Source organism: Haloferax sp. DFSO60, assembly GCF_046557615.1.
In the GTDB taxonomy this organism is placed as follows: domain Archaea; phylum Halobacteriota; class Halobacteria; order Halobacteriales; family Haloferacaceae; genus Haloferax.
The window spans coordinates 793,941-819,816 of the sequence record NZ_JBKIII010000002.1; the positions used below are offsets into that span (position 1 = coordinate 793,941).

Below are 25,876 nucleotides of genomic sequence, written 5' to 3' on the forward strand. Positions count from 1 at the left end.
AAGCGAGAAAAGCGAGCGACCGCGTGGTTAGTCCGCTTTCGGAACTGGCGCGGTGATGTCGATTTCGCCCGCGTCGAGTTCAGCTTCGACTTCGCGGGTCGCTTTGACCATGTTCTCCATCTTCTGGTAGGCAACCTCGCGGGGGAGGAGTTTCACACCGCAGTCGGGCGAGACGGTGAGTTTCTCCGGGGGAACGACCTTGAGTCCCTGCTTGATGTTCTCTTTAATCTCTTCGACCGTCTCGACTTCGGCGGTGTGCACGTCAACGACGCCGAGTGCGAGGTCTGGCTCGAATTCGGGGTCGGTGAACACGTCGATTTGGTCGTAGCCACCGTTACACAGCTCCACGTCGAACTCGTCGATTGGGTAATCGTTGAGTTCGGGGTAGATGCGCGAGTAGTCGCCGTAACAGACGTGCAGGCCGATGCGAACCTCGTCGGGGACGCCCGCGACGATGCGTTCGAGACACTCGCCGACGATGGCGTGGTCGTCCGGCGTCGTCGCCAGCGCGGGTTCGTCGATTTGGATGTAGCGTGCGCCTGCCTCGACGAGTTTCTCGATTTCCTCGTTCACGAGGTCGGCGAGTGCGTAGGCGAGGTCTGCTTCCGAGTCGTAGTGTTCGTTGAACGACCAGCTAGCGAGGGTGTACGGCCCCGTGATGGGGACTTTGACGGGGCGGGAGGCGACGTTCTGGGTGAACTCGAACTCGTCGACGAGCCACGGTTCGTCGTATTCGACTTCGTCCACGACAGATGGCTTGTCGAAGTAGTTGTGACCCCACACCTTGACTGGGCCATTGAACTCGTAGCCGGGAATCCGATGGGCGAAGTACTCGACCATCTCGTTGCGGCGCATCTCGCCGTCCACGACGGTGTCGAGTCCGGCGCGTTCGTGTTCGTGGGTGATGACGCGGCACGCGTCGTCGTGAGCCTCGTGAAGGTGTTCGTCGGTGAACTTCGAGTCCGAGTCTTCGGCGAGGTCGGTGGCACGGTTGAGCCACTTGGGTTTCGGGTACGAACCAACGACCGTGGTCAAGAGGAAGTGGTCGTTTTCGTGGTTCTCGGGGCGGAACTGTTCGCGGTTTTCGACGTTTCGGCTCATGCTTTCACCTCCGGAGCGTTGACAACCTCTGCGAGGGCGCTCAGTTTCTCCGTCGCGCGATTCTCCGGCAGGTAGAACAGTTCGGTGTTGGTCGTCACGTACGCGCGGTCGAACGTCTTGTTCGCGATGCGGTCGAGCGTCCACTCGACGCGTTCGTGGACGGTCTCGGGCGACTCGACGAGCGTGTTCTGGCCGTTGACGAGGCCGAGGGCGATGTCGTCTTTCGTGCCGTACTCGTTGATGTTGTAGAACGTCTGTTCGCGGTCACCGGCGACGAAGTCGAAGCCGAGTGCATCGACGTTGGCATCCATGAGGTGCGCGTAGACTTTCTCTTCGAGTGCGCCCCAGTAGGTCTGGACGACCACGTCGGCGTCGGTCGCATCGGAGATGCGGTCGATTGCGTCGGGGATTCGTTCGTCGAGGTCTTCGTCCGGCGAATCGGTGACGAGCGAGGGTTCGAGGAGGAACAGCGTCTCGTGTTCTGGGAAGGCATCGACTTCCCCAGCGAGGAACTCGCCGACAGCATCGAGGAACGCCGCATCGTCGTCGTAGTACTCGTTCGTGGCGAGGTCTGCGAGCGTGTACGGACCGGGGAGGACGGCCTGAAGCGCCTGTCCATCGAGGAGTTCGCTCGTGGCTTCGAGTTCGGACGCGACGTCGCCGGAGAAGGTGAGTTCACCCTTGACTTGCGGGTCGCGGTAGAAGTTGTTGTTGTCGTAGTACCGGACGATACCGCCGGTCTCGACGTTCTCGTGTACGGTCAGCGGGTGTGCCAGCATGTCGTCCCAGCGGAGTTGGCCTTCGACGATGCGGTCGAGGCCAGCGTCGATTTGCTCGGAGACGACTTCCTCGCGGGCACGGTCGTACACATCGACGATTTCCGGGCCTTCGTCGCCGGAGATGAGGTCGTGCTTCTGGTGTCCTTTGAGGTCGGAGAGGTCCTGCTTCGCCCAATCCGGGAGGGGATACAATCCCGGTGTGGTCGAGACGAGTTCGGTCATCACTCACCGCTAAGAAATGACGGAGTATAATATTTCCTATCCCAACAAATGCACGCCAGTTATATTATTTCGAGAGAGCGAGGACCGTGAGCGTCTCGAACGGGTAGGACTCCTGTACGGCGACTTCGTGGTCGAAACCATTCGCTTCGGCGTGAGCGAGTACTTCGTCGTAGCCGGAGAGACTACTGACGAGCAAGAGTGCCTCGCCGTCGGGTTTCAACACGCGACCTACCGAGTCGAGGAAGGGGTCGATGACCGCTCGGCCATCTTCGCCGCCGGTGAGTGCCTGTTCCATCCAGTCGTCTTGTGGCGTCCCGTCCGGGTGTTCGGGGAGATACGGTGGGTTGAATGCAACCGTGTCGAATACGTCGTCTCGGAAGGGGCCGACGAGGTTTCCGCGGACGACATCGAATCCGCGGTGACCCTCCTCACGGAGTTTTTCTGCGCGTCCAATCGCCTGCTTGCAGGCGTGTGGGTTGATATCGCTGGCGACGACCTCGGTGTCCGTCTTCTCGGCGATTTGGGCGGCGACCCACCCTGAACCAGTCCCGACTTCGAGGACGCGTCCTTGTGCCCGGTCGATTGCGGCCTGTGCGAGTAGTCCCGAATCCTCCGCAGGTTGGTACACCGAGGTGTTCATCCCGCGTCGTTCTGCGAGGTCCTTCATTCGTCTGCTCCTCCATCGGTCCGGTCTCTCTGTTCTGAACCGATAACTGCGGGTTCGGTGAGCGACACCGGCCCCGATTCCTCGCGCGAAGAGAGAGAGCGTTGTGGGAACGGGATGGTAATCTCTTCGTCGGCGAACGCGTCGTGAATCGCGCCGATGACGGCCGTTTGGGCACGCCACTTCCGACGGGCGCTCGGGCGGTCTATCCACGGTCGGACTGCGAGTACCACCGACGAGTCGCCGAAGCGTTTGGCGACGACCTGCGGTTTCGGAACCGAGAGTACTTCGTCCAGTTCTTCGACCGATTCTTGGGCGACTTCTGCGGCGTGTTGGATGTCGCTCCCATAATCGACGCCGACTTCGATTTCGAGTCTGAGTCTTCCCTTTCGACTCCGGTTGACCAGACTCTCGGAACTCACCACGTCGTTCGGGACCATCACGTACTCACCGTCGAAGGTCTGGATGCGAGTGTTCACGACTGTGATGTCGGTGACGATGCCTTCGTGGTCTCCCACCTCGACCCAGTCGCCGATTTCGAACGGCCGAGAGAACATGAGGACGAACCCCGCGAGCATGGCACCGAGCGTCTGTCGGGCGGCCATACCGACGACGATACCGAGGAATCCCGCACCGACGAGGATGCCGCCGAGTTCTACCCGCCAGATACCGAGGATGAGTATCAAGACGATGAGGTAGACGGTGACCTGCGAAATCCGGTAGATAATCTCGCGCTGGTGGTCGGATATCTCCGGTCGCGTACTCGCGACTTCCTTCGTGAGTCGAGAGAGGACCGACGTGACGACGTACGCGCCGACGACGAACGCGAACGAGAGGCCCGCTTGGACGACCATCTCGCTGCCGATGTTGTACTGCGAGATGAACGCGCCGACAGCGGGCGCGTTGGCCCAGATGCCGACGAGTACGACCCCACCGCTGAGGACGGCAGACAGTCGGAGAAGCGTCACGGCGAGGTGCCAAACAGGTCCAGAGACCGACTCGATATCTTTGTCGTGGAGTCGAGCGGCCAGTGCCCAGACGAGTGCGACGACGATAACCGTCACAACTGTCGCGGCGATGCGTGCTTCGGTCGTCGAGAACAGCGTTGCGATGTCGGTGAAGAGTGCCATAGCTTACAAGCCGGTTTCGGCGGCGAGTTGGGCGAGCGCGGCGAAGTCGGTCGGTGCCATGTTGCCTGCTCGCTTTCGCAGGACGTCCTCGTCGGCCGCCTCGACGACAGCCTCAGGGTCGGAGAGTCCCGAGATGTGTGCTGTGTTTCGGATGCCGTTTCGAATCGTTTTGCGGCGCTGAGTAAAGAGTGCCTTGACGAAATCGAGGAAGAACTCCTCGTCGTCAACTTCGTAGTCGGGGGTTCGCGGGGTGATTCGGACGATGACACTCTGGACGGCGGGTTTCGGCGCGAACGCCTCACGAGGAACGTGTTCACAGACCTCGACAGCGCCGTAGTGCTGGGTGCTGACCGAGAGCCGACCGTACTCAGAGGTTCCGGATTCGGCGGCCATGCGCTCGCCGAACTCCTTTTGGAACATCAACACCAGCGGCTTGCCGGTCGGGAGTAGACGGAACGAAATCTCGGAGGAGATGCTGTAAGGGAGATTCGAGACACACGCCGTAAAGTCGGGGAGGTCGGCTTCGAGCGCGTCACCTTCGATAACGGTCAGTCGGCCGTCTTCGACCTCGGTTGCGAACTCGCGTCGGAGGTGGCTGGCGAACGTTTCGTCCTGTTCGATTACCGTGACTCGGTCGGCGACGCGGAGTAGGCGGTCGGTGAGGACACCCGGACCGCCGCCGATTTCGAGGATGTGCGAGCGGTCCGCGTCTTCTGGGAGATACGTCGGGATACGGTCGACGACGCGGTCGTCGATGAGAAAATGTTGGTCGTGATTCGGGTCACCACGAGCCCCGGCGCGGCTAATGAGGGCGTCCGGGTCGCGTGCGACCGGTTCGGAACCAACGGGTCCGTCACTCGTCATTGGCGAGGGTAACAGATGCGAGTGGGTAAAACTCCCGCTCTGCTTATGCGTCGGCGCGGACGAATGTCTTGTATTTCACATCGTTGCCGTCGATCTCTTCGAGGATACGCTCGATGACGATGTCTTTCGGGTGGTGAAGCCCGGAGACGCGCTCTTCGAGGTCGTCGAACGACTCGAACGGGCCGTAGCGTTTGCGCTCTTCGAGTACCTTGTCGCGGAGCTTCTTCCCGATGCCGGGCAGCAGATTCAACTGGTGAAGCCGAAGCGTGATGGGTTGGGCGTCGTTGTAGAAGTCGACGAACCGAGGCTCGTCGGCATCGACGATGTCCTTCACGACGTACTCCAACTCGGAGTGGGCCGTATTCGAGAGGTCGTCGTAACTGATTCGAGAGACCCGTTCGACGTCGTCTCGCGATTCTACTGGTGAGATGAGAACTCGGTCGCCGATACTCACGTCGGCGTCCTCCGTGAGTGTCAACTCGAGGAGATGGAAGTTCGATTCAGCCAGGGCGTACCCGAGAGGGGGCGAATCGAATCGTCGGTTGTCGCTTCGACGTCCGTGTCGGAGTACGTCGAGCAGGACAGCGTACTCACCCGTCGTGTCGGTGTCACCGCTATCCGTCGTAGTCATGTCAGTAGATACGACGACGTTCTATTTAAATAGTTGGCCGCGTGGTAACGCGGTCAGATGTACTTGGCGACGACGTTGAGAATTTCGTCGAGTTCGTCACCAGAGAGCGCATAGCGCTGTTGTGCGAAGACTGCACGGAGTTCGTCGCGGGACTCGGGAAGGAGGTCCGCGATTTTGATGGCAGTCGCAGCGTCGATCTTCTCAAGCTCGGCGAGCTCCTCGACGAGTTCACGGGATTCCTCGGGGTCGAGGTGAGCAAACCGGTTGACGTGCTCGATCGCACGCGCCAGTTCGTAGCGCATCTCGCGTTCTTCGTCGAGTGCGCGGTCTTCCTCAACCTCGGCGAGGAGTTCTTTCACTTCCGAAATCGTGAGATACTCCTCGTCGAGCTTTTCTTTGAAGATAGTCATTGCTTACTTCTGGGCGCGCAGGTGTGCAGGACGGACGATGACGGTCTTTTCCTTGCCACCGTCGTTGATGAGGACCTTGAACGCGCGGCCCTGTTTGCCTGCGACCTCACCGGTGAGGCCGTTGAAGCGCGGGTGGAAGCGACCTTCGCGCACGCTTGGGTCGATCTTGAGGTGGACCTTCTGTCCATCCTCGAATTCGGCGATAGAGCGCTGTGGCGGGGAGGTTCCGCGCTCGCGGGGTTTGTTCGAAAGCTTTCCTCGCGTACCCTTGAGTGGACCGTTGGAGCTCGGCATAGTCGTGAGAACGAATACTTGCGTCGCCATTATAAATTGCACGTTACGGACCGCGCATGTGCCCCGTCCGCGTACCCATCGCGGAGAGACGGACTTAACCTGAGCGAGTGCGGGCATCCACGTATGTCTGAAGACGAGCGGCGCATCGAAACCCGCGCCATCCATGCCGGACAGCACCCGGACGAGGAGACGGGCGCGCTCATGACGCCGATTTACGCCAACTCGACCTACGTACAAGACGGCCCCGGAGACCACCGCGGCTACGAGTACTCTCGGACGGGTAACCCGACGCGAACCGACCTCGAAGACAACCTCGCCGCGCTCGAAGGTGGCGAGTACGGTCGCGCCTTTTCCTCGGGGATGGGCGCTATCAACACCGTCCTCAACCTGCTCGAAGCGGGAGACCACGTCGTTGCCGGGAACGACGTGTATGGCGGAACGCACCGCATCTTCACGCAGGTCTACGAGAAGTACGACCTCGAATTCGACTTCGTAGAGACGACCGACCACGACGCCGTCCGCGACGCCATGCGCGAGGAGACCGAACTCGTGTGGGTCGAAACCCCCACGAACCCACTGATGCGCGTCAACGACATCGAGGCGCTCGCCGACATCGCCCACGAGTTCGACGCGCTCTGTGCGGTGGACAACACCTTCGCCACGCCCTACCTTCAGCGTCCGCTCGAAGACGGTGCGGACATCGTCTCCCACTCACTGACGAAGTACCTCGGCGGCCACTCTGACGTGGTCGGCGGCGCGCTCATCACCGACGACGAAGAATTGGACGAGGAAATCGCGTTCTACCAGAACTCCGTCGGCGCGACACCCTCGCCGTTCGACTGCTTCCTCGTGCTTCGCGGCACGAAGACGCTCCCCGTTCGTATGGACCGTCACTGCGACAACGCACGCGAACTCGCAGCGTGGCTCGACAACCACGAAGCCGTCTCCGAGGTCTTCTACCCTGGTCTCGACTCGCACCCGCAACACGACCTCGCGAGCGAGCAGATGGACGACTTCGGCGGCATGCTCTCGTTCGAACTCGACGGCACGCTCGAACAGGCATCGACCGTCGTCGAGGAGACGACCGTGTTCACGCTCGCCGAGAGTCTCGGCGGTGTCGAGAGCCTCATCGAACAACCGGCGGCGATGACCCACGCCGCGATTCCACGCGAAGAGCGCCTCGCGGCGGGATTGACTGACGGCTTGATTCGTGTCTCCGTCGGTGTCGAACACATCGACGACATGAAAGCCGACCTCCAGCAAGCGTTCGACGCCGCGTTCTAACTCCCGTTTAGAAGCCTCACATTCTTTATTTTCGTCGTTTTCGGAGTCTGGGAATCGCGGGAACGGTTATGGTCTCAAACGAAGAATCATTATACATGTCTCAGGAATCGGTAACGCTCGCAGACGAGGTACTCGGAGAACCACAAGCGACCGTTAAACGCAGCATCCAGCACGAGATGCAAATCGAACCTCGCGAGGCGTCGAGTTGGTCCGGGGAGTGGTTCGCGATGGGCGTCGCTATCGGCATGATGCTCGGCGGTATCACCGGTCTGATTTGGGACTTCTTCCCAGTCACCGTCCTGCTCGGGGTCGCCCTTGGCATGGTCCTCGGCATCGTGCTGATGGAGGACCACGCACGCCAGCGCATCCGCTCTGTAGTCGCGTAGAAAGGGTGGAAAAACGTCTGGTCCGCGTTAGATACGGCCGACGTTCTGAACGGAGACGCTCTCGACGCCTTCGACGTTCGTAAACGCTTCTTCGACAGCCTCGGTGCCACCAGCATCGTCAGGGACGATGACCGTCGGCAGGAGGGCGACGAGACCGAACGCGACGTCGTCGCGTTCGAAGCCCTTGATTTTCGCGCCCTCAGGGAGCGAATCTTCGAGTTTGGTTTCGAGGTCGTCGAGGTCGAGCTCGGGGCTGTTCGGCATAACCTTGATTTTGGCTGCTACTTTTCCCATGGTTTTAGGGTCCGAGGAATCCGCATTCGTTGCACTCGTAGAGGTTGCTCTGCTTTCGGCACTTGGAGCAGCGAGAAATCTCGTTGCCACAGTCCGGACAGTCGAACGTAGCCGCACTCATGCCGGCGATGTTGATGCCACAGGACACACACTGTCGAGCGTGTCGCTGTTCTGCGTCGCTCATACGAAGAACAAACCGGCGCGTGACCTTTAACCGTTGTCTTTCCCGGTCCAGTGGGCGGTATCGTGTGACACACTTTGGGGCAAGTTTGGCTCACCGGACCACGAGCGGGCCGAGCAAGACGGCCATCAGGTGAACGCGACGACACCCGAGTCGCGGAGGAAGTAAGCCAACTATCGACGCACCGACGAGTATCACGACTCCACCGACCCCAGCAAATCCCCAGGAGAGCGCGACGAGCAGGGCACAGACGCCTGCGACGAGGTGTTTCTGGTCAACCCGACCGACGAGTTCGAGTACGCGGTCCCCGAGAACTGGAACCAACAACACGCCGACGATTCCCGCACAGACGGTCACGGGAACGGCGAGTGCAAGCTCAGCCGGAAGATTCGTCTCGCTAATCGCAACCAGCACGCCGGTTCGTGGTGTTCCGAGTCCGGCGAGGGCGAAGAGCGCGAACACCGTCGTCGCTGTCGTCGCCGCGCTCGTCGCGGTGACGTACGCCCGCGCCGATGTCTCGGGGTCACTCGTAGGGAGGACACTCAACGCGAACGTCCCGGCGACACCGGCCGAGACGCCCGGAAGATAGCCAACGAGCGCGCCGCCACTTGTCCCGGCGAGTACACTTTGAGCCATCGACCGCCGAGTCGTTGCGAGCGTGGGGTCGTCTTGCGGCGGCACACCCGCGCTCTCCCACGCATCGAGGAGGACAGGAATCCCAAACAGTCCTGCCAAGAGCGGTGCGAGTACGTCACCGACGGGGAGCGACCCCGAAAACGAGTAGTCGAGTGTCACGAATCCCAGCGTGGTCGCGGCGACGATAGAAACACCACCAGCGAGTTTGGCTTGGACAGTGGGTTCGGTCCAGACGAGTGCGACCATGACGGCGAGAAGGACGAGCCACAACCACTCGCTGAGCATCGGGTACAGACGAACCATCGCCGCGGTGAGCGGAATCGCAATCGGAATCGTGAGACAGAGCGCGAAGCCACTCCCGAGCGCAGAGAGTCTGAGTGCTTCGCGCCCGCGCCCGCCGAGGACGAGTCGGTGGCCCGGCAACGCACCGGGAGCGAGCGCCGCGTCGGGGACGCCCAGTGCGAGACTCGGCACGATATCGAGACACGTGTGGACCGTCGCGGCGGCGAGCATCGCGGCGGTCACTGCCGATGGCGGTCCCTGAACCTCCGGGGCGACCGACGCCAAGAGGAGGGCAAAGGCGTTCGCGTGGAGTCCCGGGACGAGACCTGAACACGTTCCGAGGAAGATACCGACGGCGACACCCGCGAGTACAGGAGCGAACGCGGGTACCGAGCCAACGACAGACATCGACCGGGAGTGGCTTCGCTATCGAATATGAACCTACGCGCTGCGAAGAACAGCGCCGCCGCTCGCCGACGAGCATCGAAAGAAATCGGGATTGTGAACGAATCGTGACCGCGGATGCGGTCGCTGTGTCCGAATTAGCCGAAGAGAGCGCCGAGGCCTTCGCCGTCTGCGTCTTCGTCTTCGTCGTCTTCTTCTTCAGCGGCCTCTTCCTCAGCGGCCTCTTCTTCGTCATCGTCAGCCGTCTCGACTTCGCCACCAGCGCTGCCTGCAGCAGGTGCAGGAGCGGCAGCGGCCGTCTCGATGGCCTCTTCGATGTCGACGTCCTCGAGTGCGGCGACGAGCGCCTTGACACGGGACTCTTCGACATCTTCACCGGCAGCTTCGAGGACTGCGGTGACGTTTTCTTCGTTGATCTCTGCGTCCGTCTCGTTCAGGATGAGAGCAGCGTAGACGTATTGCATTGTTGTGTTCCTTGTGTGTTGTTAGAACAGAGAGCCGAGAGCGTCGCCTGCTTCGTCGTCGCCGTCTTCGTCGTCGGCGTCGTCGTCAGCGTCTGCCTCGTCGGCTTCCTCTGCGTTTTCGTCAGTCGATTCTTCTTCTTCCGTAGCGGGCGCGCTAGGCGCGACAGCGCCGCGGAGTTCCTCGGGGAGCGCCTCTTCGTCGTCGATCTGCGCAGCGAGTGCGCGGATCTGGGCGTCTGCCTTGGCGACGAGTTCCGGCATGAAGTCCGGACTCTCGATGTTGGCAAAGAGGCCAACAGCCTTCGCCTCGCTGGTCGCCTTCGCGATGAGCGTCGGCGCGTTCTGCGTGGTCGGGTAGACCGCGTTGACCGAGAGGTTGGTCGCGGCGGCGACGGCGGACTGGATGTCCGCGCGGTACTCGTCCACGTCGATTGCGAGTTCGTCTGGCTTGAACAGGACGCCTTCGGAGAAGACGCCACGAAGGTCGAGACCGACCTCCTTGGGTTCGATGCCGAGTTCGGAGAGGACGCCTGCAAGTTCTTCGGAGACGACTTCACCGGTTTCGAGGACTTTCGAGTCCTCGGTCACCTTGATGGAGCCATCCATGATGCGCGCGGATGCGCCAACTTGCTGGAGTTCACCGACGAACGGACCCGGGTCGACACCCGTGTCACCCTCGGGGATGACAATGTCGTTCGGGGCGGTTTCACCGGCATTAATCGGTGCGGGCGTCTTGGACGCCTCGAGTTCCTTGTACAGGGCGAACGGGTTATCGTTCGTGCCGATGAGGGCGACCTGTCCGGAAATGTAGTCAGTGAGGGTTTCGAAACCACTTTGAACCTCGTCGAGCGCGCGGTTCACGAGCGTGTTACGGCTCATGCGCACCTCGGCGGAGCCGTGCAGCTCGCGGCGCATTGCCTGGAGCTGTCGGCTCGGGATGCCCGCGACACCCACGACGCCAACGGATTCGTACCCTTCGATGAAGTCGACGAGTGCGTCAACTTCTTCGCGCTTCCACTGCGGAATGACCTCAGTTCGGCGTGCTTCAGACTCGCTCATGCGGGCACCTCGATAGATGGACCCATCGTCGTTTTCACGAAGATAGAGTCGATGTTGAGGGGGCCTTTCTCGAGCGTTGCTTCGAGACGGCGGATGATGACGTCGATGTTCTCCGCAATTTCGTCGGCATCCATGTCGTCAGCACCAACACGCGTGTGGAACGTGCGGCGGTCACGGGAGCGAAGCTGCACCGTATTCTTCATCCGGTTCACCGTCTCGACCACGTCGTCGTCAGGCTGAAGCGGCGTCGGCATTTTACCGCGGGGACCGAGGACGGTACCAAGGTAGCGACCGATGTCCTGCATCAGTCCTGCCTCTGCGACGAAGAAGTCGGTTTCGTCAGCAAGGTCCTTTGCGGCGTCCGTGTCGTCACCGAGGTCCTCGAGTTCGGATTTCCCGAGAACTTGGTCAGCAACGTCTTCAGCACGGACTGCTGTCTCACCGGTTGCGAACACCACAATCTGGGTGTCCTGCCCAGTGCCTGACGGGAGTACGATACTCTCGTCAACACGCTTCGACGGGTCGTTAAGATCTAAGTCACGCAAATTGACTGCAAGGTCCACTGTCTCGCGGAAATTCCGCGCGGGGGCCTCGTCAAGTGCGTGAGAGACTGCGTCAACTATTGTATCTGCCATTATTCACCTCCGTAGTACGCAGGATTGCTCCTACGGATCAGTGAAACAGGCTACTGCCTGCCTCGTCCGGCAGGACGAGTAGGCTCAACTTAAGTCCGTCGAAGAAAACCCGCCGAGTCGCCCGAAATCGGGCGTTTCCGCGTGTGACGGCACCACATACACCTGTGCGAAACGCGGTGGTTTAGTGGTGGAGAGAAGAACATCGGCCGAGCAAACTCGACCGGACGGAAAGAGCGGTTCGACGGTTTGCGACGATTACTCGTCGTCGAACGCGTCGTCGAATTCGCCGCCGTCGATACGCCCTTTGAACGTGCGGGCGTCTTCGCCTTCGATGGTGACGCCGAGGGACGCACAGGTACCAGCGACTTCCTTCGAGGCGTTCTTCAGGTCGTAGGCGAGCAGGTCAGAGGACTTCTGCTCGGCGACCTTCTTGAGCTGTTCGATGGACATGTCTGCGACGAAGTCCTTCTGGGGTTCGCCACTGCCAGTGTCGAAACCGACTTCGTCCTTGACGAGTGCCGCCGTTGGGGGCACACCGACCGAGATAGAGAACGAGCCGTCGTCCTCGTATTCGACGGTGACAGGGACTTCCATGCCGTCGAATGCAGCGGTCTGGTCGTTGATGTCGCTGACGACTGCCTGCACGTCAACGGGCGTTGGGCCGAGCTCGGGTCCGAGCGGCGGACCGGGGTTTGCCTTCCCGCCGGGAACGAGTACTTCGATAGTTCCAGCCATACGTGGAAACACCGTTTGGCGACTTTTAACGGTTTTCTTTCGCCCGGAAGCCATGCGAGGACTGTGCATACCACACCACTACTCGGTGGTAGCACTCACTTGTCAGTCAACCGAGTATGACAGAAATGTATACTAGAACGCTAAGAGAGATGCCAGCGTTCAGGATTCAGGGATGGTGGCCCTGCAACGGTATCGCTACGGTCTTCCCGAGCGACATGGAGCTGCCACCAGCCGTCGTGCGTCAAACTTCCCGAAACAGATTGTGCCTCTGTGACGCCCGCCTAGCTCCTGTCGTCGACCAATGCGTTCCCGTCTCCTTACAGTTCGACACCGAACGAGTCGATATCTCCTGCGAGCGACGCCATCGCGCCGAGCAGGGCTGCAACGTCGTCGAGGTCGTTCGTCGAGATGACTTCGACCGGCGTGTGCATGTAGCGATTCGGAATGCCGATGTTGAGCGACGGAATCCCCGAGCGACTCGTGTAGAAGGCATCCGCATCGGTGCCCGTGCGAATACCTGCGGCTTGGAGTTGCACGTCGATTTCTGCGTCTTCGGCCGCGTCGCGGGCGAGTGCGACGACGTTCGGGTGGTTCGCCGTCCCGCGCGAGACGACTGGACCTTCGCCGAGTTCGACGGGACCTTTGGCCTTGCCCGGCACGTCCGGATTGTCCGTCGCGTGGGTGACGTCCACGGCGACCATCGCGTCGGGGTTGAGGTCGTAGCCGACCATCTTCGCTCCTTGCAGACCGACTTCTTCTTGTACCGTACTCACGGCGTAGACCGTCACATCGACGTCTGCCTCGACTGCGGCGCGGAGTCCTTCTGCGGCGGACCACGTACCGACGCGGTTGTCCATGCCGTTGGCGGCGATGCGGTCGCCTGCGAGGTCGCGGACCTGTGCTTCGACCGTGACGGGGTCGCCGACTTCGACGTACTCGCCTGCCTCGTCTTCCGAGGTCACGCCAATATCGACGAACTGCTCTTCGAGGTCGTCGTACTCTTCTTTCCCCACGTCGCGGAGGTGAATCGCCGTCTGACCGATGACGCCGGGGACGTCGCCGTCGTCGCTGTGGACCGTGACGTGCTGGCCCTTCGAGACGGTTCGGTCGGCACCGCCGATGGGGCCGATGCGGATGAAGCCGTTGTCGTCGATGTCGCGGACGATGTAGCCGATTTGGTCGGCGTGGCCGGTGAAAGCAATCTCCGGTCCATCACCAGAGCCTTCGTGGACTGCGACGGCGTTTCCGTACGCATCGACGGTCACGTCGTCGGCGAACTGCGAGACGTACTCGACCCACACTCGCTGGCCGTCGGTCTCGTATCCCGACGGGCTTGGGGTCGTAAGAAGTGATTCGAGAAAGACGCGGCGGTCGTCGTTCATGCTACAAAATGACCAGTGACAGGTGAAGAATACAACGAATCCTCACGTCCTCCACAACGACTATGCATCTTGTGAGCGTATTGAGGTGTATGGCAGATTTTACCCTCTTCGAGGTGCACCTGCACGACGGATTCGAGTTCCGCCCAACTAACCGCGCTCCGCTCCTGAGCCGGTTCTCCAGCGAAGAAGAGATGGACGACGAAGAGATGCAAGAGGCTGTGGAGGTCGAAATCGAAGCCGAAGACGAGATGGACGACGACTCCAGTTCGGGCCGCGGAATGGGTCTCGTCATCGGGCTAGTCCTCCTCGTCAGTATCGCCGCCGTCGTTCGCTACCTCCGCAGCGGCGCGGGCGACGAAGAGTACGAAGAACTCGTCGGTCTCGACACCGAAGAAGTCGAAGTCGGCGCATAACCTCGCCACGCCATTTTTTGAGACTCACCCCGAGTGACGACGCCGGTCGGATACGCTTAAGCAAATCCCACAGAAAGCCCGGTGTATGACTGTTTCGAGCGCCCCCGGCAAGGTGTATCTCTTCGGGGAGCACGCCGTCGTCTACGGGGAACCCGCCGTCCCCTGCGCCGTCGAGCGGCGCGCGACGGTTTCGGTCTCGTTGCGAGATGACGACCACGTCCGCGTGCGCGCGGAGGATTTGAGTTTGAACGGCTTTACCGTCGAGTACAGCGGTTCGACCGGCACGCGGCCCGACGTTGACGTTCCGACTCCCTTGGTCGAAGCCGCGATGGGCTACATCGATGCCGCCGTCGAACAGGCCCGCGACGCCGCCGACGCACCCGACGCTGGCTTCGACATCACCGTCGAGAGCGACATCCCACTCGGGGCCGGACTCGGTTCCTCGGCGGCCGTCGTCGTCGCCGGAATCGACGCCGCGACCCGCGAACTCGGCGTCGAACTCACGCCCCGCGAAATCGCCGACCGAGCGTATCAGGCCGAACACAAAGTCCAAGAGGGGCAAGCCTCCCGCGCCGACACTTTCTGTTCGGCGATGGGCGGCGCGGTCCGCGTCGAAGGCGACGACTGCCGAACTATCGACGCGCCCGCACTCCCGTTCGTCATCGGCTTCGACGGTGGCGCGGGTGACACGGGCGCGCTCGTCTCGCACGTTCGTGGACTCCGCGACCAGTACGACTTCGCCGCCGATACGGTCGAAACCATCGGCAACATCGTCAGACGTGGCGAGAAACTCCTCTCCGAAGCAGACCCCGATTCCGACCCATCCGAAGAACTGCTCGAAGAACTCGGCGAGTTCATGAACTTCAACCACGGCCTCCTCGAAGCACTCGGCGTCTCCTCGCGCTCACTCGATTCGATGGTGTGGGCCGCCCGCGAGGCCGGTGCCTACGGTGCCAAACTGACCGGTGCTGGCGGCGGTGGCTGTACCGTCGCGCTCGACCCGACACCCGAGACGAACACCGCGCTCAGGTTCACGCCGGGTTGTGAAGACGCCTTCCGCGCAGAACTCGCAACCGAAGGTGTTCGCGTCGAATCCGAAGAAACGGGCGCGACGGAGCGCGACCAATGAGCCTCGTCGTCCTCAAACTCGGCGGGAGTGTCGTCACAGACAAAGACGAAGCCGAAACCGTCGATGAGGCGGGACTCGGGGCGGCCGTCGATGCAGTCGCCGCCCTTGCAGAAACGGGACAGGTCGTCGTCGTCCACGGCGGCGGAAGCTTCGGACACCACCACGCCGCCGACCACGGTGTCTCCTCGGAGACGGGAACCTACGACGTGGTTGGTATCCGCGAAATCAACGATGCGATGAAGCGTCTGAACGACGCCGTCCTCGACGCACTCGCCGAACGTGGCGTGGCTGGCCTTCCCGTCCATCCACTTTCCGCGGGCGCACGCGAGGAAGATGGGTCGCTGTCGCTCCCGCTCGCGGCAACCGAGACGATGCTCGAAGAAGGATTCGTCCCCATCCTTCACGGCGACGTGATTGCCCACGCGGGCAAGGGTGCGACTATCGTCTCCGGCGACGACCTCGTGGTCTCGCTGGCCGCCGGTCTCGATGCCGACCGCGTCGGTCTCTGTTCGACTGTTCCGGGCGTCCTCGATACCGACGGCGACGTGATTCCAGAGATTACGGCGTTCGAAGACGCGGCCGACGCACTCGGTGGGTCTGAATCGACTGACGTGACCGGGGGCATGGCCGCGAAGGTACAGAAATTACTGGCGCTCGGCGCACCGGCACACATCTTCGGTCCCGAAGGACTCTCGGCGTTCGTCGCCGGAGAGTCGCCGGGGACTGTGATTCGCGGCGAGTAGCCGAGTCACCGAGAGAATCAGAGTTCGACCGTCAGTCCATCTTCTGCGACGGCCACGTCGCCGTCGAAGTTCCGCGTGACGCCAGCGACGAGTTCGTCCGTTTGGCGGGCGGCGTGCGGGTAGAGATGCGTGAGAAACACCTGGTCGATGTCGTGGCCTTGAAGCACCCGTCCGAGCGCGCTTGGTGTCGTGTGATTCGAGATATCGAGGTTGTCGGGGAAGGCGCATTCGTGAGCCAAGACAGCCGCGCCGTCGGCGAAGTTCGCGAGTCCGTCGAACGGTTCGGTATCGCCGGAGAAGACGAACTCGCCCTCGCTGTCGTCGTGTGCAAAGCGGTAGGCGAGGGTGTCCATCGAATGACGAACCTCGAACCCCTCCACGTCGAATCCGGCGACTTCGAACGGGTAGGGACCGATTTCACGGATTTCGACCGTGAGACGATTTTGTAGGTAGCTGTGTACGCCGAGGAGTCCTTCGACGAGTTCTCGCGTCCCCTCGGGGCCGACGATTTCGAGGTACTCTTCGCCCGCAAGCCAGCGTGCTTTGAGCAGGGCCATGAGGTCAGAGACGTGGTCCAGGTGGTGATGAGTCAAGAGAACCGACGAGATACCTTCGTAGCCGACGGGGGTTTCGGCGAGCCGACTCAACACTCCAGAGCCACAATCGACGAGTAACGCGTGTGAGTCCGATTCGAGGAGGAGTCCGGTTTGTGCTCGGCCCGAAACTGGCATCGCGCTGCCGGTTCCGAGGAACGTAACGCGCATACAAGCCATAGACGGCCCCGCCGGGTTAGTCCTTCCATTCGTGTCGGCTAATCGAACAGATAGAAAGTGTGACCATCGTCTCGTTCAGCGTCGTGGGTGATGCGCTTCGAGACGTGTTCGACCCCCGAATCGACACCTGAGAGGGACAACCCTCATACCTGCGCAGGCTAACGTCCACGCGATGACTGAGCGCGGTCGAGAACTCCTCGCGTCGAAGGCCGAGTCCTACGACTTCGACCCCCATTCGGTCGCCATCGACGACGAGGACGTACTGGACCTCTTGGAACCCGCCGTGAGAACGTGGTGGGCCGACCAATTCGGCGAGTTCGTCCCCGGCAACGGCGGCTTTTTCACACCACCACAACGTGGGGCGATTCCACTCATCCACGAGTCCAAAAACGCGCTCATCTGTGCCCCCACCGGGTCGGGAAAGACGCTCGCCTCCTTTACTGCGATTATCAACGAACTGTTCCGCCGCGAGCGGGAGTCACCCGACGGCCTCGACAACTCGGTGTACTGTCTCTACGTCTCGCCTCTCAAATCGCTCGCCAACGACATCCACCGCAACCTCACCGAACCCCTCGACGGCATCGCCGAACTCGCCGAGGAACGCGGCGAAGAGATCAACATCCGACACGCGATTCGCCACGGCGACACCTCGTCGTCGGACCGACAGAAGATGCTCTCCGAAACGCCACACATTCTCAATACCACCCCGGAGACGCTGGCGATTCTCCTCAACTCCCCCAAGTTCAAAGAGAAACTTCGAACCGTCGAATACGTCGTCGTAGACGAGATTCACAGCCTCGCCGCGAACAAACGCGGCACCCACCTCTCGGTCTCACTCGAACGCCTCGAAGACCTCGCCCACGCTTCTCCGACCAGAATCGGCTGTTCGGCGACGGTCGAACCGCTCGATACGGTCGCCGAGTACCTCGTCGGATACGAAGACGGCGAACCGCGCGACTACGACATCGTGGACACGCGCTTCGTCCGCGACTTCGATATCAAATTAGAGTGCCCGACAGACGACCTCATCGGCACGCCGCGAAGTGTCGTCCAGAACCGCTTCTACGACCGCCTGCACGAACTCATCGACTCGCACACGAACACGCTCGTCTTCACGAACACGCGGTCGGGTGCCGAGCGCGTGCTGCACAACCTCCGCGAAGAATTCTCGGCGTACGACGAGACCAACTCCGGGTGCCACCACGGGAGCCTCTCGAAAGAGCGCAGACAAGAGATAGAGTCCCAGTTGAAAGCAGGCGAGTTGAACGTCGTCACCACCTCCACGAGTCTCGAACTCGGCATCGACATGCCGCACATCGACCTCGTGATACAGATTGGGTCGCCGAAGTCGGTGGCCTCACTGCTCCAGCGCGTCGGACGTGCAGGTCACCAACTCGGTCAGACCGTCGAAGGCCGCGTCATCGCCCTCGACAGAGACGAACTCGTGGAGTGCGCGGTGATGCTCAAACGCGCCGAAGAGGGCTTCGTCGATAGGGTGTTCATTCCCGAAGGCGCGTTCGACGTTGCCTCACAGCAAGTCTACGGGATGGCGATAAACTCCATCCGACCCGAGTCCGAGTTGCGTGAGACGATTCAGCGCGCCTATCCGTATCGAAACTTCTCTGATACGCAGTTCGAACGCCTCTTTCGTTACCTGACGGCCGACTACGATGGCCTCGAAGACAAGAACGTGTACGCGAAGGTTTGGCGCGACACCAACGACGCGCCGGATGGTGAACACCACTACGAGGAGTATCCGGTCGGCGAACCCCTCATCGGCAAACGCGGGCGGATGGCGCGGGTCATCTACATGACCAACATCGGGACGATTCCGGACAGTTTCACGTGCGACGTCATCGTCCGCGGGCAGGACAGTTGGGTCGGAACGCTGGACGAAGGCTACCTCGACACCTTGGAGAAGGGCGACGTGTTCGTCCTCGGCGGCGACCACTTCGCCTACCGATATCGAAGAGGTTCGAAAGTCTACGTCGATAGAACCTCCAAGCGACCGACTGTCCCCTCGTGGTTCTCCGAACGTCTCCCGCTCTCCTACGACCTCGGGAGAGAAATCGCACAGTTCCAGGCCGACCTCCTCGACAAACTCGAAGAGGGCGGCCCACCTGCGGTTCGAAATTGGCTCAGGGAGTTCCCCTTGGACGAACACAGCGTGCGGGCGCTCACCCGGATGTTCGACGAGCAAGTCAGGTATGCCGGACCCCAGAGCGTCGCCACGAACGAGCGAATCGTCATCGAAGAGGAGCTGAATCGAGAAACTTACCGGCGTCACTACTACGTCCACTGCACCTACGGCCGCCAGTTCAACGACGGTCTCTCTCGACTCGTTGCCCACCACTGCGCGAACCAAACCAACGCGAACGTCCAAGTCGCAGTCGCCGACAACGGCTTTTCGCTCTCGATGCCGCTGAATCGGAAAGTCGATTTGAAGCGAATCATCGACTCACTCTCGCCCGAGTCGGTGGTCGAAGACCTTCGGGCGGCGGTCGATGGAACCGACTTGCTCAAACGCTACTTCAGAATCAACGCGACGCGCTCGCTCATGATTCTTAAACGCTACAAAGGCTACGAGAAATCCGCCGCACAACAACAGGTTTCATCCGAGATGTTGCTCTCGTTTGCCCAAGAGGTAGGGGAGTTCGCCGTGATGGAAGAGACCTATCGAGAGATTCTGGAAGACAAACTCAACATCGATGCAATCGAGGACGCACTCGAAGCCATGCAGGCGGGCGAGATGCGCGTCATCCAGCGCGAAGTCACCACGCCGACACCCCGTGCGTTCGGACTTGCGACGTTGATGGCGAGTGACGTGGTGCTGGCAGAAGACGAGAGCGCCGCCTTACAGGAGTTCCACGAGCGCGTCCACGCCGAAATCGAGGACGACGAGTTAGAAATCGACGTGCAGTGAAAAGCAAAAACGGTGTCAGTAGACGCCAGTCAGGTTCAGCAGAATCCACACGACTGTGAGGAGTGCTGCGATGAGTTCGATGGCGCGGGCGATGCTTGGACCGTCGAATGAAGGAATGTCCATTGTGCGGTGGGTCGATGAGCGAATTCGAAGCAGGTGCTCACTGCTCACTCTGAGAGCGTCCAACAGACGAAGACGCTTCGGCGACCACCGCTTTGGGGTGTAAAACTGTGAGAGGGCCGGGTGATTTCCGAGGCGGGGTGCCCGGGTAGGTTCGGACCCTACCCGCCATCACGTCCAAAGCAACGGTTCAATCCTCAGCTTATCGAGAATTCGATAGCACGGCCATAGAGGAAATTCACATGTCTTGATACATAGCTGTTCCCCCGAATACGACGGCTTATCGCCGCGCCCACGCGAGCATTCGGTCGTAGAAGGGGTCCGATTCGAGTGCGTTGGCGTCGCCGACGAGACACAAGGCTTTCTTCGCGCGAGTGAGCGCGACGTTCACCCGACGGTGGTCTTCGAACAACGGGCCGTCGAGGTCGCCGGTAGCGACGAACGAGACGATGATAACCTCCTTCGAAGAGCCTTGGAATCGGTCCACTGTATCGACGGTCACGTCGGTCCGACGGGAGATTTCAGACACCTGCGCCCGGAAGGGGGCGATGACGCCGATATCCTCGGACGCGACACCTGCTGCTTCGTAGGCCCTGACGATTTCTGCGACTCGTTCTGCTTCGACTGGATTCGTGTTGCCGACGCGCCGCCCATCGGGGTCCACGAAGGTGACCGGGTCTTGGAGTTCGTCGGGCAACTCAGACACATCGACACCCAAGTCGCGGAGGTGTTGGGCGGCGATTTCACCTGCGGCGGGGCGGAGCGCGCCGTCGTAGAACTCGGTGGACGCGAAGGCCTGAATCCGTTGGGACATGCGGTACTGTTGGGTGAGCATGACCGATGACTCCGGATAGGATTCGATGAGGCGCTGGAACAGCGACGTTTGGAGGTCGTTTTCGGCGCGAACCACGGGAGGAAGTTGCTTGTGGTCGCCGACGAGGACGAACTTGTCTGCCAAATTGGCGGCCGCGAGCGTGCCGGGTTCGGTGAGTTGCGAAGCTTCGTCAACGAGCGCAACGTCGAACGACTGTTCGCGCATAATCCGAGAGCCACAGGAGGCTGTCGTCGCGGCGACGACCGAGGTATCTCGGAGTGCGGCCGCGAGCGTGTTGGGGTCGCCGCTGCGAGAGAGTCGAACGTCGAGCATGTCGTCACGGACGCCCGACTCGGTGCCGATGCGGACGATATCTTCGAAGCCTTGGTCGCGGAGGGCTTCGAGCGCGTTGTCCACCGCGCGGTTCGTGAATGCCGTGAGGAGGACGCGATTCCCGTTTTCGACGAGTGCGCGAATCGTTCGGGCGATAGTGTAGGTTTTCCCAGTCCCCGGCGGGCCGTGGATGAGCGCCACGTCGTCGGCATCGACCGCAAGCTCGACCGCCTCGTTCTGTGCTTCGTTGTTGTCGATATACGTCTCACCCGCAGAGCGGTCCGAAAATTCGGGGTCGCGTCGTCCGAAGAGTACGTCCTTGCGGTCGGGACTGGACTTGAGAATCGCATCCGAGAGCGCGGTCAGGAGTCTATCGACGGTGAGTTCGGACGGGTACACGTCGAGTCGGCGGAGGGGGACGGGTTCGCTCGCCGTGACGACGACTTCTTCGCCGAGTTCAACGATGCGCGAGAGTTCGGCGTGGCCTTCGACCGGTTCGCCGTCGCTGGCGAGTGCCACGTCGCCGACGCGGAGCTTGGATACTGAATCGTCCGCCTTACGGGCGCGGAGTTCCCACGTTCCGTCGTCTAACTCGCGCTGGCCGAGTGGTTCGAGACCGATGATTGCGCGGTCGTCGTCGGCGCGTTCCTCTGGGCTCTGTTCCCAGAGTTTTCGATACTCGTTGTGGACCGCGTGGCGCTCTTCTTCGATTGCACGGTAGAATCGGTCGAAGTACTCCTTCTCGTCGTCCGGGACCGCAGAGCCGATTGCACCGGCTTTCGACTCTTGGCCGAGACGTCCTGAGACGACCATACACGTGTCCTTTTCGAAGCAGTACTGGCACTTCGAGTTGGACTCGTATCCCGTCGGTACGTCGCTCTCGAACTCCATGGCGGCGATTTCGTTGCGGGTGCGAACGACGAATTCGAGCAGGCCCTTTCCGATAGAGAAGTCCTTTGCGGGCGAGAGGTCACCTGACTCTTCGGTTCGGTCGAGCGTCGTGTTCTTCGTGTAGAGGAGCGTTCCCGTATCGACTGGAACGCCCCGCTCTTCGAGAATCAAGGCGTAGGCCGCCGCCTGAATCTTGTCTTGGAATCGTGGGTCGCGGTTGAGGTTCTTGCCAGTCTTGAGTTCGACCGGGGCACCGCGTCTGAGAGCGTCAGCGCGTCCTTTGATGCCGAACGTCGGCGAGATGAGCGTGTATTCAGAACGCCACTCGTCCTCGTCGGTGAGGACGCCCTGTGAGAGCCACCCTTCGATGGCGGCGGCATTTCGGCGCACTTCGTCCGCGACTTCGCCGGGTTCGCGCCCGAGAAGACCGAGTTCGAGGCCACGCTCTTCGATACGTTCGTCGATAGAAGACGAGAGGTCGCGGCCGCGGAGGAGGTCGCCGAAGACTTCGTGGACGATGGTCCCTTTGACCACAGGGTAGTTGAGCGGAATTCCCGACAACTTGTTTAGATAGTACATCCGCGAACACTGCACCCACGAGCGAATGTCGGTCACGTCCACGAGGAAGTCGGGCTCGACGACGACGTAGGATTCTTTGGAGGTCGAATACGTCTCTTCGCCCAGATATTCGGAGGTATCGACGTTCGTCACGAGCAAGTCCATGCCAGGTTCGGCGTGTTCGGCGGCGTGGGTCCACTTGCCCCACAGCGTCACCGTCACCGGGTCTGCGGTCCCGCGCTCGGGGCGGAGCGTAACTTCGGCCAGCGAGCGCTCGCCGTACCGCGTTTCGACCGTCCGTGGCTCTCCGACCTCGACGAGCGGACCGCGAAGGTTCACGTCGAATTCGTGGGGGCGACGGGGGGAAATAGCCGTCGGTCATTCGAATTAACCGCTACGTTCTTTCTCGTCGCCGCAGTAGGTCAGCGTATGCGTGTCAGAGAGTGGCAAGATATTCTCTCAGATGTCACCGAGGGTGGCCACGATGCCGAACAGTGGCGTGCAGTCGCTGGTCGCCGCCGCAAGGGAATCGGCGAAGACCTCTATCTCGGTCACCCGTCGGTCGGCGTCTACCAACTCAAGACGTACGCGAAGAACCCCTACGAGGTCCGCGGCGTGGGCGCGAGAGTGGCCCGCCGCATCGACGAAGACCTCGAACCACTGTTTCCCAGACGCGACGCCGACGACACGGGGCGATTCGGTGTGCAAGCACCTCCGGAAGACGAAGACCACGCCAAATCGATGGCCAAGCGTCTCGAAGAAACGGTGAAAGTCCATGCCGACGCCCCGACGACACCGGGCGACTTCTTCACCGACGTGATGGACGCCCTCGAAAGTCCGGCGTTCGGCCCGATGGACTACGAGTTCGACGCGCGACCCGACCGGCTCGAAGGTCTGACCGACGAGTTCGTCGACGCGAATCGGTTGCTGACCTCGGAGTTGGACGACCTGATTGAGACTGACGAAGTGGGGCGCGGGTTTCAGTAGGACAGACGCGACGACAGCGCACAGTGGCGTTTGAGTGGCCCTGATCGCAAGAAAACTCCTTATTTGACAGGAACTTTGTCCGCCACGCCCGGATTGAGTCTATGAAGAAAGTCGCCCTCGACGACGTAGAACCATACTCACTCGATGAGGGAAGCACTCGCCGAGGATTGTCTGACCCGTTGGGAACGACCGACCTCGCGCTCAATCACTACCGACTCGCCCCCGGAGAGGGCTTTCCCGGCGGACTTCACGCCCATATGGACCAAGAAGAGGTGTTCGTCGTCGTCGCGGGCGAAGCGACGTTCGAAACGATGCAGGGTGAAATCACAATCTGCGAAGGCGAGGCGATTCGATTCGCACCCGGTGAGTTTCAATCGGGTGAGAACCGCGCGGAGAGCGAACTCAGCGCGCTCGTGCTTGGTGCGCCGCGGAACACCGACGATACGAGAATTCCGGTGACGTGTCCCGATTGCGGCCACGACACCCTTCGCTTGGAGGCGGGTGAAGAGAGCCTCCAATTCGTCTGTCCGGACTGCGCATCGGAATACACGCCGAGCGACTGCCCGGAGTGTGGGCACACCGACTTGCGAATCACGCGGGGAGAGGCGAGTTCGGCCGTCGTCGTGTGTCGGAACTGTGATGCCCGGTTCGACCATCCTCCGCTTCGAGACTGACGTGGTGTGAACAGGGACGACTCTCCTCGCGAGCGAACCCAACGGGTTTCAAACCCACTCGTGCCTATCACACAGACATGAGCGAACAGATTCGATGCCCATCTTTGGGGTCGCTACGTTTTGCACACGAGGAGGGTCGATGGTCGGCCCCAGTCTGAGCGACGACGAGACTCGAAACGCGAACAACCAGATTCGCGTCGGGTTCGTCCTACTCAACGGATTCACAGGGGCAGCCATCGCGTTCGCTGGTGACGCGACGCCCATTCAAATCGGTGCGGCCTTTCTCGGTGGACTCGTCCTCGGTATCGTACTCATCGTCTACTTCGGCCGGTGGAGCAAGGAGTTCGTCGCGTCGAACCGCCGCTGACGAGACCGTTGTCTGTCGTTCTTGTAGGTTCAACACACATTATGCTCACAATTGTCACTCATTTGTTTCATTCGCTAGCGGATAAATAACAGCAATCCGAAATTACGTAGAATCGTAGCTTATATGTCCATAGGCTGTGCATCTCGTCGTTGCCGGTAGCCAGGGCAGGGGCAACGACCTGGTTCTATACCGGAGTCTCGTGGGGTGCTGAATTGGGCGTTTGGCACAACACAGACACTACCCAAGGTGCGTACGCGCTCAGGAAATCCCCGGGCGGGTTCGCATTACTGATGGAGTTGCAGTCTCCTCAAGGCGACACCCGCGCGATCCATCGCTCGGGTACGTCTAATTCGTCATCGGTCGGCAGGTTCTCCGGATGGTCCCACACGCGAGAAGCGGCGGCGACGCCACGCTTGTCAGCGACGTAGCGGAAGAACTTCGCACCGCGTTCGTACTGCCGACGCTTGAGGCCAAGCCCGAGAAGACGGCGGGTGAGTTTTGCAATCGGGCCACCACCCTGTCGGCGTTCGTCTAACTTCCGTCGGAGGTCAGTGTACTCCTCGTCGAACGCACGGTCCATGAGTAACTCCGCGTAGCCTTCGACGGCGGTCATCGCCGTATCGAGTTCGCGGAATGCGTCGCGGTCGAGGTCACCCTCGACGAGTGCGTCGATACCGCGTTCCATCCGTGATTCGAGGTGTGTCGAGAGCCACGGTGCCGCCCCAAATTCGGCGGCGTGAGACACCTCGTGGAACGCAATCCAGCGGCGGAATCGCGGGTACTCGACGTCCAGTGATTCGGCGACGCGACGAATGTTCGGTTCGACGAAGTACAGGCCGTGTTCGTCGTCACTGTCGGCTAACAACAGCGGGTCGTACTGGCCGAGGACGTTGTTCCCGAGAAATGAGAGGACGAGTGCGAACGTGCCCGTGTTGATTGCGCGAGTGATGCCGGGAAGCACTGTCGGCCCGTGTTCTTCGAGTGGGAGCATAATGCGATGGAACGTCTCGACGTTCGCATCGATCCAGTGGTGTCGATTCTGTACTTCGATAACTTCCGGAACGTCGAATTCGACTTCGGCGACTGCTTGGAGTCGCTCACGCGCATCACGAACGTCACTTGCGTAGCCTTCGCGGTCGGCCGTCGAGAGGTCCAGCGACCCAGGGTCAGTCGCCGCCTTCGCGGCCGCCGAGACTGCCGGCCAGTCGATACTCCCCTTCCCATTGGACGAAGAGTCGGCAACCCTCCAGACGCTCCGAAGAATGTTCATACCCCGTAAGTAGGTGTCGTCGGGCAAAACGCTTCGGACGAGT

At 61.1% G+C, this 25,876-nt stretch carries 28 protein-coding genes; 9 read left to right on the plus strand and 19 right to left on the minus strand.

Features of this window, described 5'->3' with window-relative positions:
* Positions 1-27 precede the first annotated feature (27 nt).
* The 8 genes from ACK509_RS13610 to ACK509_RS13645 all read right to left on the minus strand — a co-directional run bounded on the left by ACK509_RS13610 (position 28) and on the right by ACK509_RS13645 (position 6,095).
* Entirely contained in the window at positions 28-1,101 is a 1,074-nt protein-coding gene (locus ACK509_RS13610; protein WP_410767078.1) for a methionine synthase, read from the minus strand.
* Positions 1,098-2,102, minus strand: coding sequence for a 5-methyltetrahydropteroyltriglutamate--homocysteine methyltransferase (locus ACK509_RS13615; protein WP_410767079.1), 1,005 nt, complete (start codon positions 2,100-2,102; stop codon positions 1,098-1,100). The genes ACK509_RS13610 and ACK509_RS13615 overlap by 4 nt, the downstream gene beginning before the upstream one ends.
* 64 nt (positions 2,103-2,166) lie before the next feature.
* Positions 2,167-2,769: a HemK2/MTQ2 family protein methyltransferase gene (locus tag ACK509_RS13620; protein ID WP_410767080.1), complete on the minus strand. Its 603-nt coding sequence runs from the start codon at positions 2,767-2,769 to the stop codon at positions 2,167-2,169.
* Positions 2,766-3,896: a mechanosensitive ion channel family protein gene (locus ACK509_RS13625; RefSeq protein WP_410767081.1), complete on the minus strand. Its 1,131-nt coding sequence runs from the start codon at positions 3,894-3,896 to the stop codon at positions 2,766-2,768. Before ACK509_RS13625 ends, ACK509_RS13620 begins: the two co-directional genes overlap by 4 nt.
* A gap of 3 nt (positions 3,897-3,899) precedes the next feature.
* Positions 3,900-4,760: a 16S ribosomal RNA methyltransferase A gene (locus ACK509_RS13630; RefSeq protein ID WP_410767082.1), complete on the minus strand. Its 861-nt coding sequence runs from the start codon at positions 4,758-4,760 to the stop codon at positions 3,900-3,902.
* A 43-nt stretch (positions 4,761-4,803) separates the two neighbouring features.
* Positions 4,804-5,391, minus strand: coding sequence for a DUF655 domain-containing protein (locus ACK509_RS13635; RefSeq protein ID WP_410767083.1), 588 nt, complete (start codon positions 5,389-5,391; stop codon positions 4,804-4,806).
* Between the two features lie 53 nt (positions 5,392-5,444).
* Entirely contained in the window at positions 5,445-5,801 is a 357-nt protein-coding gene (locus ACK509_RS13640) for an RNA polymerase Rpb4 family protein (RefSeq protein WP_410767084.1), read from the minus strand.
* Between the two features lie 3 nt (positions 5,802-5,804).
* Complete coding sequence (locus tag ACK509_RS13645; protein WP_410767085.1) at positions 5,805-6,095, minus strand: 50S ribosomal protein L21e; 291 nt, start codon at positions 6,093-6,095, stop codon at positions 5,805-5,807.
* Positions 6,096-6,218: 123 nt separating this feature from the next.
* Here ACK509_RS13645 and ACK509_RS13650 point away from each other — a divergent pair, with 123 nt between their 5' ends.
* Together ACK509_RS13650 and ACK509_RS13655 are read left to right on the plus strand one after the other, a co-directional pair.
* Positions 6,219-7,379, plus strand: coding sequence for a cystathionine gamma-synthase (locus tag ACK509_RS13650; protein WP_410767086.1), 1,161 nt, complete (start codon positions 6,219-6,221; stop codon positions 7,377-7,379).
* 95 nt (positions 7,380-7,474) lie between these two features.
* Complete coding sequence (locus ACK509_RS13655) at positions 7,475-7,765, plus strand: hypothetical protein (RefSeq protein WP_410767087.1); 291 nt, start codon at positions 7,475-7,477, stop codon at positions 7,763-7,765.
* Positions 7,766-7,792: 27 nt separating this feature from the next.
* On the opposite strand, the gene ACK509_RS13660 is transcribed toward ACK509_RS13655, so the two are convergent.
* From ACK509_RS13660 to ACK509_RS13695, 8 genes are all read right to left on the minus strand, one after another.
* A complete protein-coding gene (locus ACK509_RS13660; protein ID WP_390221363.1) occupies positions 7,793-8,059 on the minus strand; it encodes an elongation factor 1-beta in 267 nt (88 codons plus the stop codon).
* 4 nt (positions 8,060-8,063) lie between these two features.
* Complete coding sequence (locus tag ACK509_RS13665; protein ID WP_410767088.1) at positions 8,064-8,243, minus strand: HVO_2753 family zinc finger protein; 180 nt, start codon at positions 8,241-8,243, stop codon at positions 8,064-8,066.
* 90 nt (positions 8,244-8,333) lie between these two features.
* Positions 8,334-9,566 (minus strand): tripartite tricarboxylate transporter permease, encoded by a 1,233-nt coding sequence (locus tag ACK509_RS13670; protein ID WP_410767089.1) that lies wholly within the window; start codon positions 9,564-9,566, stop codon positions 8,334-8,336.
* A 134-nt stretch (positions 9,567-9,700) separates the two neighbouring features.
* Positions 9,701-10,027: a 50S ribosomal protein P1 gene (gene rpl12p / locus ACK509_RS13675; RefSeq protein WP_410767090.1), complete on the minus strand. Its 327-nt coding sequence runs from the start codon at positions 10,025-10,027 to the stop codon at positions 9,701-9,703.
* A gap of 21 nt (positions 10,028-10,048) precedes the next feature.
* On the minus strand, positions 10,049-11,086 hold the full coding sequence (locus tag ACK509_RS13680; RefSeq protein ID WP_410767091.1) for a 50S ribosomal protein L10: 1,038 nt from the start codon (positions 11,084-11,086) through the stop codon (positions 10,049-10,051).
* Positions 11,083-11,721: a 50S ribosomal protein L1 gene (locus ACK509_RS13685; RefSeq protein WP_410767092.1), complete on the minus strand. Its 639-nt coding sequence runs from the start codon at positions 11,719-11,721 to the stop codon at positions 11,083-11,085. The genes ACK509_RS13680 and ACK509_RS13685 overlap by 4 nt, the downstream gene beginning before the upstream one ends.
* Before the next feature lie 255 nt (positions 11,722-11,976).
* Complete coding sequence (locus tag ACK509_RS13690; RefSeq protein ID WP_410767093.1) at positions 11,977-12,456, minus strand: 50S ribosomal protein L11; 480 nt, start codon at positions 12,454-12,456, stop codon at positions 11,977-11,979.
* 317 nt (positions 12,457-12,773) lie between these two features.
* Positions 12,774-13,838 (minus strand): M42 family peptidase, encoded by a 1,065-nt coding sequence (locus tag ACK509_RS13695; protein ID WP_410767094.1) that lies wholly within the window; start codon positions 13,836-13,838, stop codon positions 12,774-12,776.
* Positions 13,839-13,927: 89 nt separating this feature from the next.
* Here ACK509_RS13695 and ACK509_RS13700 point away from each other — a divergent pair, with 89 nt between their 5' ends.
* From ACK509_RS13700 to ACK509_RS13710, 3 genes are all read left to right on the plus strand, one after another.
* A complete protein-coding gene (locus ACK509_RS13700; RefSeq protein ID WP_410767095.1) occupies positions 13,928-14,251 on the plus strand; it encodes a hypothetical protein in 324 nt (107 codons plus the stop codon).
* An 85-nt stretch (positions 14,252-14,336) separates the two neighbouring features.
* Positions 14,337-15,380 (plus strand): mevalonate kinase, encoded by a 1,044-nt coding sequence (gene mvk / locus ACK509_RS13705; RefSeq protein WP_410767096.1) that lies wholly within the window; start codon positions 14,337-14,339, stop codon positions 15,378-15,380.
* Positions 15,377-16,123 carry an isopentenyl phosphate kinase gene (locus ACK509_RS13710; RefSeq protein ID WP_410767097.1) on the plus strand — a complete coding sequence of 249 codons (747 nt, stop codon included), beginning with the start codon at positions 15,377-15,379 and terminating at the stop codon, positions 16,121-16,123. The genes mvk and ACK509_RS13710 overlap by 4 nt, the downstream gene beginning before the upstream one ends.
* Positions 16,124-16,140: 17 nt before the next feature.
* Here ACK509_RS13710 and ACK509_RS13715 read toward each other — a convergent pair whose 3' ends face one another.
* Entirely contained in the window at positions 16,141-16,887 is a 747-nt protein-coding gene (locus ACK509_RS13715) for an MBL fold metallo-hydrolase (RefSeq protein WP_410767098.1), read from the minus strand.
* A gap of 181 nt (positions 16,888-17,068) precedes the next feature.
* Between ACK509_RS13715 and ACK509_RS13720 the strand changes: the two genes are divergently transcribed.
* Positions 17,069-19,819 (plus strand): ATP-dependent helicase, encoded by a 2,751-nt coding sequence (locus ACK509_RS13720; RefSeq protein ID WP_410767099.1) that lies wholly within the window; start codon positions 17,069-17,071, stop codon positions 19,817-19,819.
* 400 nt (positions 19,820-20,219) lie between these two features.
* Here the strand turns inward: ACK509_RS13720 and ACK509_RS13725 are convergent, their stop codons facing one another.
* On the minus strand, positions 20,220-22,874 hold the full coding sequence (locus tag ACK509_RS13725) for an AAA domain-containing protein (RefSeq protein ID WP_410767100.1): 2,655 nt from the start codon (positions 22,872-22,874) through the stop codon (positions 20,220-20,222).
* 90 nt (positions 22,875-22,964) lie between these two features.
* On the opposite strand from ACK509_RS13725, the gene ACK509_RS13730 reads away from it, so the two are divergent.
* From ACK509_RS13730 to ACK509_RS13740, 3 genes are all read left to right on the plus strand, one after another.
* On the plus strand, positions 22,965-23,522 hold the full coding sequence (locus ACK509_RS13730) for a hypothetical protein (RefSeq protein WP_410767101.1): 558 nt from the start codon (positions 22,965-22,967) through the stop codon (positions 23,520-23,522).
* Positions 23,523-23,623: 101 nt separating this feature from the next.
* On the plus strand, positions 23,624-24,196 hold the full coding sequence (locus ACK509_RS13735; protein WP_410767102.1) for a cupin domain-containing protein: 573 nt from the start codon (positions 23,624-23,626) through the stop codon (positions 24,194-24,196).
* Between the two features lie 139 nt (positions 24,197-24,335).
* Positions 24,336-24,563: a hypothetical protein gene (locus tag ACK509_RS13740; RefSeq protein WP_410767103.1), complete on the plus strand. Its 228-nt coding sequence runs from the start codon at positions 24,336-24,338 to the stop codon at positions 24,561-24,563.
* Positions 24,564-24,870: 307 nt separating this feature from the next.
* Here the strand turns inward: ACK509_RS13740 and ACK509_RS13745 are convergent, their stop codons facing one another.
* Positions 24,871-25,833: a zinc-dependent metalloprotease gene (locus tag ACK509_RS13745; protein WP_410767104.1), complete on the minus strand. Its 963-nt coding sequence runs from the start codon at positions 25,831-25,833 to the stop codon at positions 24,871-24,873.
* Between the last annotated feature and the right edge of the window lie 43 nt (positions 25,834-25,876).

Coding starts and splice junctions, on each gene's coding strand:
- ACK509_RS13650 (WP_410767086.1), top strand. CDS start 6,219: ATGTCTGAAGACGAGCGGCGCATCGAAACCCGCGCCATCCATGCCGGA.
- ACK509_RS13615 (WP_410767079.1), bottom strand. CDS start 2,102: ATGACCGAACTCGTCTCGACCACACCGGGATTGTATCCCCTCCCGGAT.
- ACK509_RS13695 (WP_410767094.1), bottom strand. CDS start 13,838: ATGAACGACGACCGCCGCGTCTTTCTCGAATCACTTCTTACGACCCCA.
- mvk (WP_410767096.1), top strand. CDS start 14,337: ATGACTGTTTCGAGCGCCCCCGGCAAGGTGTATCTCTTCGGGGAGCAC.
- ACK509_RS13625 (WP_410767081.1), bottom strand. CDS start 3,896: ATGGCACTCTTCACCGACATCGCAACGCTGTTCTCGACGACCGAAGCA.
- ACK509_RS13655 (WP_410767087.1), top strand. CDS start 7,475: ATGTCTCAGGAATCGGTAACGCTCGCAGACGAGGTACTCGGAGAACCA.
- rpl12p (WP_410767090.1), bottom strand. CDS start 10,027: ATGCAATACGTCTACGCTGCTCTCATCCTGAACGAGACGGACGCAGAG.
- ACK509_RS13645 (WP_410767085.1), bottom strand. CDS start 6,095: ATGCCGAGCTCCAACGGTCCACTCAAGGGTACGCGAGGAAAGCTTTCG.
- ACK509_RS13720 (WP_410767099.1), top strand. CDS start 17,069: ATGACTGAGCGCGGTCGAGAACTCCTCGCGTCGAAGGCCGAGTCCTAC.
- ACK509_RS13730 (WP_410767101.1), top strand. CDS start 22,965: ATGCGTGTCAGAGAGTGGCAAGATATTCTCTCAGATGTCACCGAGGGT.
- ACK509_RS13680 (WP_410767091.1), bottom strand. CDS start 11,086: ATGAGCGAGTCTGAAGCACGCCGAACTGAGGTCATTCCGCAGTGGAAG.
- ACK509_RS13660 (WP_390221363.1), bottom strand. CDS start 8,059: ATGGGAAAAGTAGCAGCCAAAATCAAGGTTATGCCGAACAGCCCCGAG.
- ACK509_RS13670 (WP_410767089.1), bottom strand. CDS start 9,566: ATGTCTGTCGTTGGCTCGGTACCCGCGTTCGCTCCTGTACTCGCGGGT.
- ACK509_RS13685 (WP_410767092.1), bottom strand. CDS start 11,721: ATGGCAGATACAATAGTTGACGCAGTCTCTCACGCACTTGACGAGGCC.
- ACK509_RS13715 (WP_410767098.1), bottom strand. CDS start 16,887: ATGCGCGTTACGTTCCTCGGAACCGGCAGCGCGATGCCAGTTTCGGGC.
- ACK509_RS13630 (WP_410767082.1), bottom strand. CDS start 4,760: ATGACGAGTGACGGACCCGTTGGTTCCGAACCGGTCGCACGCGACCCG.
- ACK509_RS13740 (WP_410767103.1), top strand. CDS start 24,336: ATGGTCGGCCCCAGTCTGAGCGACGACGAGACTCGAAACGCGAACAAC.
- ACK509_RS13635 (WP_410767083.1), bottom strand. CDS start 5,391: ATGACTACGACGGATAGCGGTGACACCGACACGACGGGTGAGTACGCT.
- ACK509_RS13665 (WP_410767088.1), bottom strand. CDS start 8,243: ATGAGCGACGCAGAACAGCGACACGCTCGACAGTGTGTGTCCTGTGGC.
- ACK509_RS13610 (WP_410767078.1), bottom strand. CDS start 1,101: ATGAGCCGAAACGTCGAAAACCGCGAACAGTTCCGCCCCGAGAACCAC.
- ACK509_RS13700 (WP_410767095.1), top strand. CDS start 13,928: ATGGCAGATTTTACCCTCTTCGAGGTGCACCTGCACGACGGATTCGAG.
- ACK509_RS13620 (WP_410767080.1), bottom strand. CDS start 2,769: ATGAAGGACCTCGCAGAACGACGCGGGATGAACACCTCGGTGTACCAA.
- ACK509_RS13640 (WP_410767084.1), bottom strand. CDS start 5,801: ATGACTATCTTCAAAGAAAAGCTCGACGAGGAGTATCTCACGATTTCG.
- ACK509_RS13690 (WP_410767093.1), bottom strand. CDS start 12,456: ATGGCTGGAACTATCGAAGTACTCGTTCCCGGCGGGAAGGCAAACCCC.
- ACK509_RS13735 (WP_410767102.1), top strand. CDS start 23,624: ATGAAGAAAGTCGCCCTCGACGACGTAGAACCATACTCACTCGATGAG.
- ACK509_RS13710 (WP_410767097.1), top strand. CDS start 15,377: ATGAGCCTCGTCGTCCTCAAACTCGGCGGGAGTGTCGTCACAGACAAA.
- ACK509_RS13745 (WP_410767104.1), bottom strand. CDS start 25,833: ATGAACATTCTTCGGAGCGTCTGGAGGGTTGCCGACTCTTCGTCCAAT.